This is a genomic window from Nonomuraea sp. NPDC050022 (assembly GCF_044460705.1).
GTDB lineage: Bacteria > Actinomycetota > Actinomycetes > Streptosporangiales > Streptosporangiaceae > Nonomuraea.
This window is the reverse complement of sequence record NZ_JBITKE010000007.1, coordinates 236,117-251,344: the sequence shown is the minus strand read 5'-3', so window position 1 is coordinate 251,344 and position 15,228 is coordinate 236,117. Positions and strand designations below refer to the sequence as shown.

The 15,228-nt window shown below is 71.1% G+C and carries 14 protein-coding genes; 5 read left to right on the top strand and 9 right to left on the bottom strand.

Annotated elements, in window-relative coordinates; all coding sequences use genetic code 11:
• Positions 1-264 precede the first annotated feature (264 nt).
• The gene (locus ACIBO2_RS30240; protein WP_397301163.1) at positions 265-1,014 is read left to right on the top strand and encodes a hypothetical protein; all 750 of its coding nucleotides are present in this window, start codon (positions 265-267) and stop codon (positions 1,012-1,014) included.
• A 53-nt stretch (positions 1,015-1,067) separates the two neighbouring features.
• On the opposite strand, the gene ACIBO2_RS30235 is transcribed toward ACIBO2_RS30240, so the two are convergent.
• From ACIBO2_RS30235 to ACIBO2_RS30220, 4 genes are all read right to left on the bottom strand, one after another.
• Entirely contained in the window at positions 1,068-2,408 is a 1,341-nt protein-coding gene (locus ACIBO2_RS30235; protein WP_397301160.1) for a discoidin domain-containing protein, read from the bottom strand.
• A 576-nt stretch (positions 2,409-2,984) separates the two neighbouring features.
• A complete protein-coding gene (locus tag ACIBO2_RS30230) occupies positions 2,985-3,206 on the bottom strand; it encodes a hypothetical protein (protein WP_397301157.1) in 222 nt (73 codons plus the stop codon).
• 208 nt (positions 3,207-3,414) lie between these two features.
• Complete coding sequence (locus ACIBO2_RS30225) at positions 3,415-4,728, bottom strand: MFS transporter (RefSeq protein ID WP_358542545.1); 1,314 nt, start codon at positions 4,726-4,728, stop codon at positions 3,415-3,417.
• 36 nt (positions 4,729-4,764) lie between these two features.
• Positions 4,765-6,171, bottom strand: coding sequence for a M20 family metallopeptidase (locus tag ACIBO2_RS30220; protein WP_397301154.1), 1,407 nt, complete (start codon positions 6,169-6,171; stop codon positions 4,765-4,767).
• Between the two features lie 141 nt (positions 6,172-6,312).
• On the opposite strand from ACIBO2_RS30220, the gene ACIBO2_RS30215 reads away from it, so the two are divergent.
• Positions 6,313-7,392 carry a LysR family transcriptional regulator gene (locus tag ACIBO2_RS30215; protein ID WP_358542539.1) on the top strand — a complete coding sequence of 360 codons (1,080 nt, stop codon included), beginning with the start codon at positions 6,313-6,315 and terminating at the stop codon, positions 7,390-7,392.
• Positions 7,393-7,539: 147 nt separating this feature from the next.
• Here the strand turns inward: ACIBO2_RS30215 and ACIBO2_RS30210 are convergent, their stop codons facing one another.
• Positions 7,540-8,454, bottom strand: coding sequence for an NADP-dependent oxidoreductase (locus tag ACIBO2_RS30210; RefSeq protein WP_358542537.1), 915 nt, complete (start codon positions 8,452-8,454; stop codon positions 7,540-7,542).
• A 14-nt stretch (positions 8,455-8,468) separates the two neighbouring features.
• Complete coding sequence (locus ACIBO2_RS30205; RefSeq protein ID WP_358542534.1) at positions 8,469-8,957, bottom strand: luciferase family protein; 489 nt, start codon at positions 8,955-8,957, stop codon at positions 8,469-8,471.
• 67 nt (positions 8,958-9,024) lie between these two features.
• On the opposite strand from ACIBO2_RS30205, the gene ACIBO2_RS30200 reads away from it, so the two are divergent.
• The 3 genes from ACIBO2_RS30200 (at position 9,025) to menC (ending at position 11,480) form a co-directional block, all read left to right on the top strand.
• Positions 9,025-9,426, top strand: a complete 402-nt coding sequence (locus ACIBO2_RS30200) for a helix-turn-helix domain-containing protein (RefSeq protein ID WP_358542531.1) — start codon at positions 9,025-9,027, stop codon at positions 9,424-9,426.
• 192 nt (positions 9,427-9,618) lie between these two features.
• On the top strand, positions 9,619-10,383 hold the full coding sequence (locus tag ACIBO2_RS30195) for a GNAT family N-acetyltransferase (protein WP_397301149.1): 765 nt from the start codon (positions 9,619-9,621) through the stop codon (positions 10,381-10,383).
• Complete coding sequence (gene menC, locus ACIBO2_RS30190; RefSeq protein WP_397301147.1) at positions 10,380-11,480, top strand: o-succinylbenzoate synthase; 1,101 nt, start codon at positions 10,380-10,382, stop codon at positions 11,478-11,480. Before ACIBO2_RS30195 ends, menC begins: the two co-directional genes overlap by 4 nt.
• A 78-nt stretch (positions 11,481-11,558) precedes the next feature.
• On the opposite strand, the gene ACIBO2_RS30185 is transcribed toward menC, so the two are convergent.
• The 3 genes from ACIBO2_RS30185 to ACIBO2_RS30175 are packed head-to-tail and all read right to left on the bottom strand — an operon-like array spanning position 11,559 to position 15,079.
• On the bottom strand, positions 11,559-12,347 hold the full coding sequence (locus ACIBO2_RS30185) for an ABC transporter ATP-binding protein (protein WP_397301144.1): 789 nt from the start codon (positions 12,345-12,347) through the stop codon (positions 11,559-11,561).
• Entirely contained in the window at positions 12,344-14,155 is a 1,812-nt protein-coding gene (locus tag ACIBO2_RS30180; RefSeq protein WP_397301141.1) for a dipeptide/oligopeptide/nickel ABC transporter permease/ATP-binding protein, read from the bottom strand. Before ACIBO2_RS30180 ends, ACIBO2_RS30185 begins: the two co-directional genes overlap by 4 nt.
• On the bottom strand, positions 14,156-15,079 hold the full coding sequence (locus ACIBO2_RS30175) for an ABC transporter permease (RefSeq protein ID WP_358542519.1): 924 nt from the start codon (positions 15,077-15,079) through the stop codon (positions 14,156-14,158). It lies immediately after the preceding gene.
• Positions 15,080-15,228 lie beyond the last annotated feature (149 nt).

Below are 15,228 nucleotides of genomic sequence, written 5' to 3'. Positions count from 1 at the left end.
CGAGTACGCCGGGTCCCGGCCTCACCATTTCGTTGAATGTTGTTTGCGGCAACGTAATCCCGGGAGGCGAGACGGGTCTAGCCCTATTTCCGGGCTAATTTGTTGCCTTTCATAACAATCTAGAAACACGCCTGTCACGCCCGCAGGTCACGGCCGCGCGGCCGGCCGCTGACGGATCCCAGCCTGAATTCCCCCGCACGGGGGAGGTTTTTCGCCCAGGAGGGGGAGATCACCAGAGGATGGTGGGCCATACCGTGGGCGGCCATGAGATCACATACGCGGCCGGCGCTGCTGGGCGCGGGCTGGGCAGGAGCGGCCGCGCTCACGCTGGTGGCGCCGGGAAATCTGATCATGCGGCTGGCGTTCGGCAAGCTCGGCGATCCCGCGCTCGTCTGGCAAGTACTGCTTGCCGCGCTGGGGCTGCTGCTCGCGCTGACCACCACCCGCTACGGCATGCGTACCGCCCCACGCCCACCCGTGCGCCGGGCCGATGGGACGATCCGTCCCGCGCTCTGGGCCAAGGTGGTGACCTGGGTGGCGGCCGGCGTGCCGGTGCTGGGCTTCTCGGTTCCGCACCTGCTGTGGGGGCTGGGCGTACCGTTTGGTGTAGCGGCGAACTCCCGCTCCGGCTTGACAGAGCTGGGCAGTTCGGCGGTGTTCTGGGGTTTGCTCGTCGCCGGACCGGCCGCCGGGGCCCTGCTCACATGGGGTCTGATCAGCCGATGGGGCCAAGTCGTCCCGGGGTGGGTGCCGTTCGCGGGGCGGCGCCGGGTACCGCGTGGCCTGGCGGTCGTTCCAGCGGCGGTGGTGGGTCTGCTGGTCGGTCAGTACGGGGCGATGATGACCAAATGCCTGGCGTTCGGCATCACCCGCACGTGCGCGCCCGACGGCGGTGCCATGGTCCTCGACGGGAGCTGGGGGTTCGCAGGGACCTATCCGATCTTCCTGGTCTGGGGCGTGTTCCTGCTCTGCGCCACCGTGGGCTACCTCCACACCACTGGGCAAAGAGCCTGACAGCCGGGCATAGCGGCCGATGTCGCCATGCCCGGCCGTGGAAAGCTAGCTGGTCAGAAGGGGCAGGTGTCCATCCACTGGGTCACCAGTGAGGTGTTGGTCCGGTCGGCGTCACGCTGGGTGCCGCACAGGAACGGCGTGAAGCGGGTGTCGCTACGCAGCCAGCGGCTGAAGAACGACACGATCCACTTGCCCTGCTTGGCCTTGTTGCCGTTGCCGGTCATCGGGCAGAGGTGGTCGCCGGGAACCTCGATGTACAGCTTCTCGGCCTGGGTCATGCTGTTGTACCAGGGCTTGGCGTAGGTGTTGCCGGGCGCGGCCACATCGCTCGCGCAGGTCAGGAAGAACGTCGGCTTGTTGACGGCGGCGAAGTTGGGGCTCTGGTGGAAGGGGGCGAGGGGTACGCCCGCCTTGAACCGGCTGTCGTCACGCAGCGCCACCATCGTGCCGCCTCCGCCCATGGAGTGGCCGGACACGCCGAGGGTGCCGTTCAGCTTGCCCGTAAGGGGGTTGCCCGTGGCGTTGCCGAGGTTGAGCAGCTGGGTGCCGGCGGCCCTGATCTCCGTGCCGCGCTGGTCGGGGGTGTCGCTCAGGGTGTTGGTGTCGACGTTGATGACCACGAAGCCCCAGGACGCCAGGCGAGGGCCGAGCCAGCTCAGGTTCGCCTGCGTGCCCTGGTAGCCCGGCATCAGGACGATGCCCGGATACGAGCCACTGGCCGTCGGGTACGTGACGGTGCCGGCCTTGTAGCCGCTGGGGTTCGGAACCGTGTACGTCGCGGTGGCCAACGGTCCGTTGGTCGCCTCCAGCGACTGGATCGTCGGATCGGGGATGCCACCCCCCGGCGGCGTGGTGCCGCCCGATGTGCCGTAGACCTGGAACTCCCACAGGGAGTAGCCATAGGCGGTCCCCCGCGCCGTTCCGAGCAGCCGTACGTACCGGCCGCTACCGGCCACAGTGAGAGATTGCACACCGCCCGTGCCGCTGGTGGTCGTGTAGACGGTGGTCCAGGCCGAACCGTCGGCGGAGGTCTGGATCTGGAAGGCCCGGCCGTAGGCGGCCTCCCAGTTCAGCACGACCTGGGTGATGGTGGCGGTGGCACCGAGGTCGACCCGTAACCATTGGGGGTCGCTGAAGGCGCTGGCCCAGCGGGTGGCGGCATTGCCGTCCACTGCCGCCGAGGCCGGCGTGGTGGCGTTCTCGGTGGATGACGCGGTCGCCGGTTTGCCCTGCGACAGCAGCTCGGCGGCGACCTGAGCGGTGGCGGCGGCCCGGGCCGTGACGGCGCCACCAGCGAGCGCGGTCGCCAGGGCGACGATCACCGCGACGCACGCCGCCGACCAGGAGGCGCGGCCCAGCGGTCGCCCGCCGGCTGGATTGAGGGGGAATCTCATGGTCTTACCTCTCCGGAACGAAGGCAGCGGGCATGGCTCCGCCGCCACGAGGACAGGACACGAGGCAGGAAAGGAACGCGGCTCTGAGCGGAGCCGGGGGTGGGGCTGTTCTTGGAGCACATCCATCGCGATGAATGGCGAGCTGATGCGGCGCGTCTGGACCATATGCGGCGATCTACGGCCGGGGAAGCGCTCTAACCGCTGAACGGAAGATAAAGACGTTTCTCTCCGCCTTGGCGGGAGACCTCGGCGAACTTCTTCCAGACGATGGAAGAGGCCCGCCATGGCGGCCGCCGCCCTCCTGGCGCTGGCGGGCCTCGCCCAGTCGCCACCGGCGGCCGGCGACAGCACTCCCCGCCCCTGAGCGGCTCGTACGGGCCCGAGCAGCGTGCCTGAGAGGCAATGGATGGATCACCACGTAGCCCCAGGGCCCGCAGTGCGGTTCGACCGGCACGACTGCTCCTGGCGCCTGCTCACCCTTCTCGCGATCTCGGTGAGCTGGCCGCACCGTCGGCCAGCCGGGCGTCAGCGCCTGCGGGCGGCGGGGTCGCGAGCTTGCTGCCAGCGGGCCAGGGCCTACGGCTCCCGGATACCCTCCGACAGGATGCAGGGGGCCTCATGATCGCTGAGAATGGTCGCTGAGATGTGAAGGTGCGGGCTGTTGCGCGGCTCGAGAGGCAACAGCAGGCGCCAGGCGCGGGAGCGGCGGGCCTGGTCGGTGGCGAAGAGGTAGACTCCGACCAGGACGGTGAGCACGGCGGCGATGGCGAGGCCAGCCACCGTGAGTTGAGACATCATCGGTCGGGTCCCTTCCGCGTTGAGGGCGCCCCAGGGGTGTCCGACGCCACGGCCGGTCGGAAGGAATGTCCACCGGCTTGAGCCGGTCGGAGACCACCACAGACCCGAGTGCGGCGAACCGCTTCGTCGCCGAGCACCGCGCCAAGCCATGGCCGCGAGCCGCGGTCGTAGGTCTGCGAAAGCCGCGACCCGTGGCAGGAGACCCGCCTCAGCGGATACCGCGGGTCCGGTACCCGCACGCCAGTGCAGCGATACTCAGGAAGGAGACGGCCAGGAGGTAGTACCCGGGCGACACCTGCGACCCGGTTCCCGAGATCAGCGCCGCGGCGATCGTGGGAGTGAAGCCACCGAACGCCGCGACCGCCGTGTTGTAGCTGAAGGACAGGCCGGTCGCGCGGGCGTCCACCGGGAACGCGTCGGCCATCACCGACGGCAGCGCGCCGAAGTAGGCGGCCTTCAGCAGGCCGAGGATTGTCATGCAGAGCGTCAGGGTGAGGAACGACGGCGCCGCGGTGAGCCAGACGAACAGCGGGACGACGCTCGCGCCGATCAGCACCGCGGCCGGGATCATGATCTTCAACCGGCCGAACCGGTCGGCCAGCAGGCCGACGACCGGAGTCGCGACGGTCAGGATGACACCGGTGATGAGCAGCGAGACGAACGACAGCGAATCGTTCAGGCCCAGCTCTTCGATTCCGAAAGTCGGCATGTACTGCAGGATGAAATTGAGCGCGGTCGAGATCACCAGCGCGCCACCGGCGATCAGCAGGCCGCCCCAGTGATGGCGGAACACCGACCGGATCGGCGAAGGTCTCTTCTCCGCCCTCTCCGGCAGCGTGATCGCGGGTGACTCCTCGATGTACCTGCGGATGTAGAGACCGACCGGGCCGACCAGCAGGCCGAATACGAACGGCACCCGCCAGCCCCAGGCTGTCATCTGCTCATTGGACAGCACCGCGGTCAGACCCGCGGCGAACCCGGCGGCCATCAAGGTCGAGAGCCCCTGGCTGGCGAACTGGAAGCTGCCGAGGAAGCCCTTGCGGCTGTCGTCCTGCTCGACCAGGAACGAGGTGGCGGCACCGAACTCGCCGCCGGCCGCGAATCCCTGGATCAGTCGCGCGACCACGATCCCCAGTGGCGCGACGAACCCGAGCGTCGCGTAGCCGGGCAAGACCGCGATCAGGAGAGTGCCGAGGACCATCATCCAGATGGTCAGCATCAGGGCCTTCTTGCGCCCGTGCCGGTCGGCGTACGCGCCGATGAACAGCCCTCCGAGGGGACGGATCAGGTACGTCACGCCGAACACCGCATAGGCCTGCACCAGCTGGACGCCCGGGGCGTCGTCGGGGAAGAACACCTTCCCGATGTAGGCCGCCATCATCGCGTAGACGGCGAGGTCGAACCACTCGAGCGCGTTACCGACGGTCGCCGCGGCGATCGCTCGTCTGGGGGATGATCCACGCCTCGCGGGTGCCGCCGGGCGGTTCGCGGGTTGAGGTGAATCGGTCGAGGCGACGGCCATCGGGGTCCTTCCGGTGGGTGCGCGGGCTGACGCTCGTCAGGCCTGGCGGCGGGCTGGGAGAGGGTGGTCGGCCGTGGGGTTGCCGAGAGCGTGGAACAGCGTGGCGGCCAGTACGACGCCCTCACGGGCGATCGCGGCCAGCATGTGCTCGTCGGGCGCGTGCTGCAGGCAGCCCGGGTACGAGTGCGGCAGCCACAGGGTCGGCAGGCCGAGGGCGTCGGTGAAGACGAAGTTGGGCAGGGAGCCGCCGATGTTCGGCAGCACGGCGACGGGCTTGCCGCCGGCCTGCTCCAGCGATCTCTTGGCCCACCGCACCCACGGGTCGTCGAGTGCCGTACGGCTGGCGGGGAAGTCGCCCAGGATGCTGACGTCGACCATCGGGTAACCGTGGGCGGCGAGATGCTCGGTGATGGCCTTCTCCACCCCGCTCACATCGGTCCCGGCCACGTACCGCAGCTGCAGGATCGCGCGGGCCCGGCCGGGGATCGCGTTGACGGGGTTGTCGATGTCGGCCGACCCGAGCGACAGGACCTCCACTGTGTTCCAGCCGTACAGCCGCTCGGCGGCGGTCAGTCCGGTGTCACCCCAGCCTTCGTCGGGAGGCGGGTCGCCGGGGCTGTTCGCGACGGTGACGCCGGCCAGCGCCTCGCGGACCGCGTCCGGGAGCTCCGGCGGCAGCAGAGCGGGCACTTGGATGCGCCCGTGCCCGTTGACGCAACTCGCGATCGCGCCGGCGAGGGTGGTGGCGGGGTTGCGGATGACGCCGCCCCAGTTGCCGGAGTGATACGAGCCGGGACGCAGGTCGACGTCGAAGAGGATTTGGACACCCCCGCGCGACCCGAGAAACAGCGTCGGCGTCGCCGCGTCCAGGCGCGGGCCGTCCGAGGCGATCAGCACATCCGCCCGCAGCGCCTCGCGGTGCGTGGCGGCGAACTCGGCCAGCCCGGGCGAGCCGATCTCCTCGCCGGTCTCGAACAGAAAGATCAGGTTGAACCCGAGCGACCCCTGCTGGGCGAGCAGCAGCCGCAGCGCCGCGAGGTTGATCAGGTGCTGCCCCTTGTTGTCGGCCGACCCGCGGCCGAACCAGCGGTCGCCGTCGGCGGTCAGCGTCCACGGGTCACGGCCGCCGCTCCACCGGCCAGCGTGGCCGTCCACCACATCGGCGTGGCCGTAGCAGAGGAGCGTCGGCAGCGAAGGAGACTCGACCCGGGTGCCTACCAGGAACGGGCCGTCGTCGGCGCAGGGGTTGGGGTACTCGGTCACGGAGCACCCGAGGTCGGCCAGCGCGGGTGTAAGGATCTCGTCGAGGTATGCCCTAACAGCAACACGACTCTCGGGTTTGGTGCTCACGGTGGGATAGGCGACCATCGCGGCTAGGTCGGCGAAGAAGGCGCCTGAGTCGACGTACTCCTCCGCCTGTTCGATGAGGTTCGCAGGGATCACAACCAGTTTCTCCTGGCAATCGGGGGCGCCGTGCTGTCAGCAGCGTAGGGCGGTTTCCCAGGCTGCGACCATTGCCGGTTGCGGCATCCAGCGTTCTATTATTGGCAAACCTGCGCCGCCATGCCGTCACTGGGAGATCCGATGCAACTCTTGCCCGTGGGCCTCTCGTACTTCCTCGAGGTCGCGCGGACAGGGTCGGTGACCGAGGCGGCCCGTTCGCTGACCGTCGCGCCGTCGGCGATCAGCAGGCAGATCACCAAGCTGGAGTCAGGGTGCGGGGTGTCCCTGTTCGTCCGGCATCCGCGTGGGATGACCCTGACCGAGGCCGGGTCCCGGCTCCTCGCCCATGCCCGCCGCAGCGAGGCCGAGTCCTCCGCTTTGGTGACCGAGTTGCGGACGGGACGCGGAGCCGATGCCCGCAACGTCACCGTGGCCTGTTCGGAGGGGTTCGGACGCCGGATCGTCCCGCGGGCGATGGCGGCCTTCCGGCGCGACCACCCCGACATGACGTTCCGGCTCGACGTCGTCCCTCGCCAGGAGGCGACCCGCCGGGTGGCCGAGGGGATCGCCGACGTCGCCGTCACCTACGCGATGGGACCACAGCACGATGTGCGGGTGGAGTGCGCCGTCGTGATCCCGCTGGTCGCGGTCGTCCCGCTCGGGCACGAGCTCGCCGGGCGGGATCGGGTCGGGCTGGCGGAGTTGTGCGAGTATCCCCTCGCCCTCGCCTCCCCCGGGACCAGCCAGCGCGAGCTCTTCGACATCGGTACGCAGATCGAGGGCCTGACGGTCCGCCCGGTGCTGGTCTGTGACTGGCTCGGCCCGCTGCACGAGTTCGTCCGCTGCTCGGGCGGCATCGCCCTCGTGGGAGATCTCGGCGACCTGCACCGGGACGTGCCGACCGAAGGGGTCTCCTACGTACGGCTCGACCACCCGGTGTTCCGCCAGCGGGAGGCGCAGGTGCAGACCGCTCTGGGCCGCCGGCTGCCCTGGTCGGTGACGCAATTCACGGGGATGCTGGTTTCGCTGCTGCGCCCGCCGGATCCGAGCGTGGCGCATCTTCTCTCCGCGTGGGAGACGATCACCCCCGCCCTCGACCCCAGCCAGGAGGGCCACGCCGATCAGCAGCAGTGTGAGACCGGTCGCGGCCACGATGGCGAGCGGCTTGAACCAGGGGCTGGCTGCGAGCCCAAGCGCGCCGGCGACCTGGGGTGCCGTTAACCGAAACCAGGTTTGCTCCGCGTTGTGCAGTGCCGACCGTACGATCCGAGTGATCCGCCCCGGAGAGGGCGGCTCGATCCGTTCGGCCCGGCACTGCTGGAGCAGTTCCCCGCCGACTCGGTCCGCTGCCGCATGGCGGCGTCTCCGTCAGATGGTGACGGCGAGTTTGCCGACGGTTCCGGTGGTGAAGTCGGCGATCGCGCGCGGCGTCTCGGCCAGCGGATAGGTGCGGGCGACCGGCACCCGAAGGCGTCCTTCGGCCGCGTCGGCGGCGAGCCGGGCGAGGGTGGCCGGGCTGGGGTCGGCCATCACCGCCGTGGCCTTGATGTCCCGGCCTGGCTCGTCGGGCAGATAGTGAAGGGTGGAGGCCAGCCGCCCACCGTTGGCCAGCAGGGCGGCGACGGCCGGGCCGTCGCCCGCCAGGTGCAGCGCGACATCCACCCCGTCCGGTGTGATCGCGCGTACCTGTGCCGGCAGGTCGGTGTGGTCGACGGCCCAGGTGGCACCCAGGCCGGTGACGAAGGCGGCTTCGGCTCCGGGCCGGGCGGTGGCGATCACCCGGGCGCCGCGGGCGGCAGCCAGTTGGACGGCGAACGCGCCGACGCCGCCGGTCGCACCTGAGATCAGGACGGTTTCCCCCGGTACCGGGGCGACGGCGTCGATGGCGTTGAGTGCGGCGGTGCCGGCCAGTCCCAGCACGCCCGCGCGGGTGTGGTCCAGCCCGTCGGGGATCTTGGCCAGGCCGTACTGCCGGCTCACCACCACGTACTCGGCGTAGCCGCCCTGTCCCAGGGTCGGACGCATGACCACGCCGAACACGTCCTCACCCGGCGCCAGGCCGGTCACGCCGTCGCCGACGGCCGCCACGGTGCCGGCGAAGTCCTTACCGAGCACGACGGGGAAGTCGTAGTCGTAGACGCCCTTGAGATAGCCGCCCAGCACGCCCAGGTCGAAGCCGTTGACCGAGGAGGCCAGCACCCGGACCAGCACTTCCCCGGGACCGGGCTCGGGTACGGGAAGGTCGGTGGCCGCCAGGTCGGCGCCGAAGTCGGTGAAAGCCATGGCACGCATAATGATCACTCCGTTTCTGTAGCAGATGATGCGGTGGCCTGCCGCCAGGAAGCGCGCAGGACGGCGCGGGCGACAGCCAGTTCGGCCTCGTCGCGGGGGGCGTACAGCATCACGATCGTGTCCGGCCACTCAGGACGACGGCTGATCGGATGCGGCTCGATCCACCCGGCCCGCTGCAGCGGCTCGATGAGCGGCACGGGCACGGTGAGATGGAGGAAGCCCGAGCGGTGAATGTGCCCGAACTCGTCGGGGCTGGGGTGCAGGAACGCCGCCCATGGCCCGGCGGGCTCATGCAGCCGCAGCGCCAGCGAGGCGGGCTCGGACACCTGGCTGGGGCCGGTGAACACGCCCGCCAGCGCCTGCGCGTCCGCCACCAGAGCGGCCCTGATGCGCGGCGGGGAGAACTGGTCGAGCTGGTCATGCGGGATCTCCCGGCCCGTGGTCTGCGGGCGAGGGCCGGATCGGGGTGGGGGATCGGTCAAGTCGATGCTCATCACAACAGCACTTTCTGTGCGCTGGTTACTTCTTGTGCGCTTCCCGAGTCTGGTCCACAATGCCGCCATGACGGAAGAAGGCACTTTGACCCCCGCAAGGCACACCGATGTGCGCGAAACGATCGGCGAGGACCACCCGACCTGCCAGCTGCGCGACATCCTCGACCGCGTCGGAGACAAATGGAGCGTCCTGGTGATGAACCTGCTCGGCAGCGGACCCAAGCGCTACTCCGAACTGCAGCGGGCCATCGAAGGCATCTCCCAACGGATGCTCACCCTCACCCTGCGCAGCCTGGAGCGCGACGGCCTGGTCGAGCGCACCGTCACCCCCACCTCGCCGCCCCGGGTGGACTACGCCCTCACCCCCGTCGGGCAGACGCTCTCGGCCCAGGTCTCCGGGCTCATCGCATGGGCCGAGCAGCACCGTGCATACGTAGCCGGCTCCCGCCTGCGCTACGACGCGTCGTGATCGCGCGGCTGACACCCCGCCGTCCTCAAGCCGCCGACAGCGCGAAGTCCCACCGGAGGGCTCGCGCTGCCGAGCCGGGCCGTAGGGCTCGGCGACGAAGAACCCTCCCGTCTTGGTGAACCGGCACGAATCGGCCGCCCTCACTGTGGCGTACGGTCGCGGGTGACATCGACTACTCGGAGGGCCGGCAGGTTGATCGCGGTCAGGGAACTACACGAGATCGCGGAGTTCGAGGAACTGTTCGCGCTGTTCGACGGCATCTGGCGGTTCGACCAGGGCGGGCAGCCGATCACGGTCGAGCTGATGCGGGCGCTGTCGCACGCGGGCGGCTACGTCGCGGGCGCCTTCGACGGTGACCGGATGGCCGGCGGGTCCGTCGGGTTCCTCGCGACGGGCAACGCGCTGCACTCCCACATCACCGGCGCCTCCGCCGGACGCGGGATCGGGTTCGAGATCAAGCTGCACCAGCGCCGGTGGGCGCTGGAGCGCGAGCTGGGCCGGGTCACCTGGACCTACGATCCGCTGGTACGCCGCAACGCCCATTTCAACCTGGCCAAGCTGGGCGCCCGGCCGCGCGAATACCTGCCCGGCTTCTACGGCATCATGGACGACGAGATCAACCAGGGCGACGAGTCCGACCGGATACTGGCCGTCTGGGAGCTGTCCGCGCCGCATGTCGAGGCCCTGGCCAGGCGCGAGCCGTGGCCGGTCCACGTGCCGGGCGACGCGGTGGTGGGCCTGGCCGACGACGGGGGCCGGCCGGTGCCGGGCCGTACGGACGCCGCGGTGGTGCTGGTGGCCGCGCCTGCGGACATCGAGGGGTTGCGCCGAGCCGACCCGGGAACGGCCAAGGCATGGCGTCATGCCATGCGGGACGTCCTGGGCGGCCTGATCGCCGAAGGCCGCGTCGTCACCGGGTTCCATCAGAAGTCCTTTTACGTAGTGGAGAAAGCGTGAAGATCACCGGAGTTGAGCTGCGGCGGATCGCGATGCCGCTGGTGGCGCCGTTCCGCACCTCGTTCGGCACCGAGACGGCCCGTGACGTGCTGCTGGTGCGGGTCGTGACGCCCGACGCCGAGGGCTGGGGCGAGTGCGTGGCCATGTCGGAGCCGCTCTACTCCCCCGAGTACGTCGACGGCGCCGCCGAGGTGATCCGGCGCTTCCTGCTGCCCGCCCTGCCCCGCACCCTCGACGCGAACGCCGTCGGCCGCGCCCTGGAGCCGATCAAGGGCCACCGGATGGCCAAGGCCGCCCTGGAGACGGCCGTACTGGACGCCCAGCTCAGGGCATCGGGCGAGTCGTTCGGCCGGTTCCTCGGCGCGGCCCGTGACCGGGTGCCGTGCGGGGTCTCCGTCGGCATCATGGACTCGATCCCGCAACTGCTCGACGCCGTCGAGGGCTACCTCGACGAGGGATACGTGCGGATCAAGCTGAAGATCGAGCCCGGCTGGGACGTGGAGCCGGTCAGGGCGGTGCGCGAGCGGTTCGGCGACGACGTTCTCCTCCAGGTCGACGCGAACGCCGCCTACACCCTCGTGGACGCCCGCCAGCTGGCCAAGCTGGACGACTTCGGCCTGCTGCTCATCGAGCAGCCCCTGGCCAACGACGACTTCGTCCAGCACGCCAAGCTCGCCAAGCAGTTGCGGACGCCGATCTGCCTGGACGAGTCGATCGAGTCGGTCGAGCACGCCGCCGCCGCGATCGCCCTGGGCTCCTGCTCGATCGTCAACGTCAAGCCCGGCCGCATCGGCGGCTACCTGGAGGCCCGCCGCATCCACGACCTGTGCCGGGCGAACGGGATCGCGGTGTGGTGCGGCGGCATGCTGGAGACCGGGCTCGGCCGGGCCGCGAACGTGGCGCTGGCCGCGCTGCCCGGGTTCACGCTGCCGGGCGACACCTCGGCCTCGCGCCGCTACTTCGCCACCGACATCACCGAGCCGTTCGAGCTGAGCGACGGCCACCTGGCGGTGCCGACCGGGCCGGGGCTGGGCGTCGCGCCCATTCCAGCCGTCCTCGACGAGGTCACCACCGCCACCGAGTGGATCACTCTCTGAGCCCTCCGGTCAGCCCTCGGGTGAGCTCTCAGGCGAGTTGTCGAGTGAGCTCTCGGATGAGCTCACTCAGGCGAGCTCTCAGGCGAGCCGGGGCACTGCCTCCAGGAGGGCGCGCGTGTAGTCGTGGGCGGGCTCGCCGACCACCCGCTCCGTGGGCCCGGACTCGACGACGCGGCCCTGGTGCATGACCGCGACGACGTCGGAGACGTACCGGACGACCGCCAGGTTGTGCGAGATGAACAGCATCGACAGGCCCAGCTCGTCGCGGAGCGAGCGCACCAGGTTGAGCACCGCGCCCTGGACGGACACGTCGAGCGCGCTGGTGATCTCGTCGGCGACCAGCAGGTCGGGCGCCGCGCCGAGCGCCCTGGCGACGGCGACCCGCTGCCGCTGGCCGCCGGACAGCTCACGCGGGTAGCGCCCGGCCAGGTCGGCGGGGAGCGAGACGAGCCCCAGCAGCCGCTCCACCTCGGCCCGCCGCCCCGCCCGGTCGCGTCCGTGGGCGAAGATCCCCGCACGCCGCCTCACACGGTCGGATCCGTCACCGACGGCTCCCGCCTGGCGGCCGTCGGCGACGGCCCCCGCCCGGCGAGCGCGGTCCGCCCGTACCCCCTCCCCCACCGACTCGCCGACCGTCATGCGCGGGTCCAGGGAGGCGTACGGGTCCTGGAAGACCATCTGGACGTTGCGCGCCCCGTCGATCCGGCCCGTGTACGGCACCAGGCCGCTCACCGCCCTGGCCAGCGACGACTTGCCCGACCCCGACTCGCCGACGAGCCCGACGATCCGGCCAGGGGGGATCTCCAGCGTGACCCGGTCGACCGCGGTGAACGCGCCGAAGCGCACGGTCAGGGCTTCGATGATCATTTGACCTCCCAGCAGGCCACGCGGCCCGCCTCGCCGTACGGGATGAGCGGGGGACGTTCGGCAGCGCAGCGGGCGGTCGCCAGGGCGCACCGGTCCGCGAAGGCGCAGCCGGGGCCCACGTCCGAGGGGGCGGGCTGGCGGCCGGGGATGCTCGCGAGCGGTTTGTCCCGGTCGGTGGCCATGTCGGGCAGGGAGGCGATGAGCGCCCGCGTGTACGGGTGCGCGGCCTCGACGGCCAGCCGGCGGACGGGCAGCTCCTCGACGACCCGGCCCGCGTACATGACCATGACCCGGTCGCACAGCTCGCCCACCACGGCGATGTCGTGCGTGATGAACAGCGCGGCCGCGCCGCTCTCCTCGGTGACCTCGCGCAGCAGCCGCAGGATCTGCCGTTGCACGGTCACGTCGAGCGCCGTGGTCGGCTCGTCGGCGATGATCAGCCGCGGCGTGGCCATGAGGCCCATCGCGATCACCACGCGCTGCCGCATGCCGCCGGACAGCTCGTGCGGGTGCTGCCGGGCGCGCGCGGCCGGGTCGGGCAGGTGGACGTGCCCGAGCCGGTCCACGGCCCGCCGGTTCGCCTCGGCCCGCCCGGCGCCCTGGTGCACCCTCGCCACCTCGGCCAGCTGCCCGCCCACCCGCAGCGCCGGGTTGAGCGAGGCCATCGGGTCCTGGAACACCATGGCCAGCGTCGTGCCGAGCTCCTTGCCCGACAGCGTGGCGATGTCCCGGCCGCCGAGCAGCAGCCGCCCGTAGGCGACCCTGCCCGGGTAGGGGACGAGCCCGCCGATCGCGGCGGCGGTCAAGCTCTTGCCGCTGCCCGACTCCCCCACCAGACCGACGATCTCGCCAGGGGCGATGGTCAGCGACAGCCCGCGCACGGGTGTCACACCGCCGGGGAACGCGACGGTCAGGTCCCTGACCTCCAGCACCGCGCCGGGGTCCGGCTCGCCGGGATCGGCCTGTACGGCCGCGTCCGACGCCTTCCCAGCCGCGGCGGTACGGGCGGCGGCCTTGGCCATGGCGTCGCCCAGTAGGTTGAACCCGATGCCGGCCAGCGCGATGGCCGCCGCCGGGCCGAGGGCGACCTCGGGCGTGACATAGATGCGGGCGAACCCGTCGAACAGCAGCCTGCCCCAGTCGAACGACGGCGGCTGCACCCCCAGGCCGAGGAACGACATCCCGGCCAGGCCGAGCAGGGCGCCACCGAGCGCCTGGGCGAGCTGCAGGATGAGCGGCTCGGCGATGTTCGGCAGCACGTGCCCGGTCAGGATCCGGCGGCGGGACACGCCGAGCATGCGGGCGGCCGACACGTAGTCGGACCCGGCGACGGTCGCGGCCAGCGTCTGGGTGAGCCGGGCGAATCCGGGCGCGATGGCCACCCCGATGCCCAGGACCGCGCCGCGGGCGCCCAGCCCGGAGACGACCGCCGTGAACATGGCCAGCAACAACCCGGGGAAGGCGACCAGGGCGTTGACCAATCCGGTGATCAGCCGGGCGGGCCGGCCCGGCAGCACGGACGGGAGGGCGCCGAGCACGATCCCGGCCAGACCGCCGATGAGCGTGGCGGCCAGCGCCAGCGCCAGGGAGAACCGGCCGGCCACGAGCACCCTGGCGAGCAGGTCGCGGCCCAGGCTGTCGGTGCCGAGCGGGTGGGCGGCGGACGCGCCCTGGAGGATGGCCGCCGCGTCGATGCGCTCGGCGCTCGCGCCCCAGATGGGCGGCCCGACGACGGCCAGCACGATCATGGCCGCGACCAGCACGGCTCCGGCGACCGCCGCGGGCGTGCGCGGCAGGCGAGGCTTCACTCATGCCTCCCTGATCTTGGAGGTGGGGTCGAGCGCGGCCAGGGCCAGGTCGACGGCGAGGTTCACGACGAGCACGATCGCGCCGTAGACGAGGATGACGCCCTGGGCGACCGGATAGTCCTTCTGCGTGATCGACTCGACGATCTTCAGGCCGAGCCCGGGCCAGGCGAAGACGTACTCGACCAGCACGCTGCCCGCGATCAGCGCCGAGAGCAGCAGGCCGCCCAGGGTGAGGGTGGCGGTGAGCGTGTTGGGCAGCACGTGCCTGAGGTAGAGGCGGGCGGCGGGCAGGCGTTTGGCGCGCGCCAGCCGCACGTAGTCAGTGCCCAGCTCGCGCAGCGTCTCCGCGCGGGAGATGCGGGCGATCATCGCGATCGGGCCGATCGCCAGGGCGAGGACCGGCAGCACGTACGAGGCGGCGCCCGCCTTGCCCGCGGGCGGGAACGCGCCGAGGCCGATGGCGAAGACGGTCACCAGCGCGATCGAGTACAGGAACTCGGGCACGGCGACGGCGGTGCCCGTCACGGTGGTGAAGGCGTACTCGGTGCCACGATTGCGGCCGTTCTCGGTGCGGACGGCCGCCCACATGCCGAGCGGCACCGCCACCAGCAGCGCCACCACGGTCGCCAGCAGGGCCAGGGCCAGGGTGTTGGGGAGCCGGGCGGCGACGATCTCGACGACCGGCTCGCCCGACAGGAACGAGGTCCCGAAATTTCCGGTCAACACGTGGCCTGTGTACGTGAGGAACTGCTCGGGGATCGACCGGTCGAGCCCCAGCGCCGCCGTACGCGCCCGGACGAGCTCGATCGGCGCGGCCGGCCCCAGCGACGCCCGTACCGGATCACCCGGAATGAGGTGGATCATCGCGAAGGACGCGACGAGCAGCGCGGCGAGCGAGACGGCGAACCGCACGACCTGCCGCACCACCCACCGCGACCCGCGTGACCGCACCCGACGCGAGCCGGGCCCGGTTGTGTGGAGCTCGCGCACTCAGCGTCTTCCGCTCTCTGTGTTTACGTGAGTAAAACGGACATCAGCGTAGCCTCGTCGCTTTCCGGCCGAGGCCGGGAGGC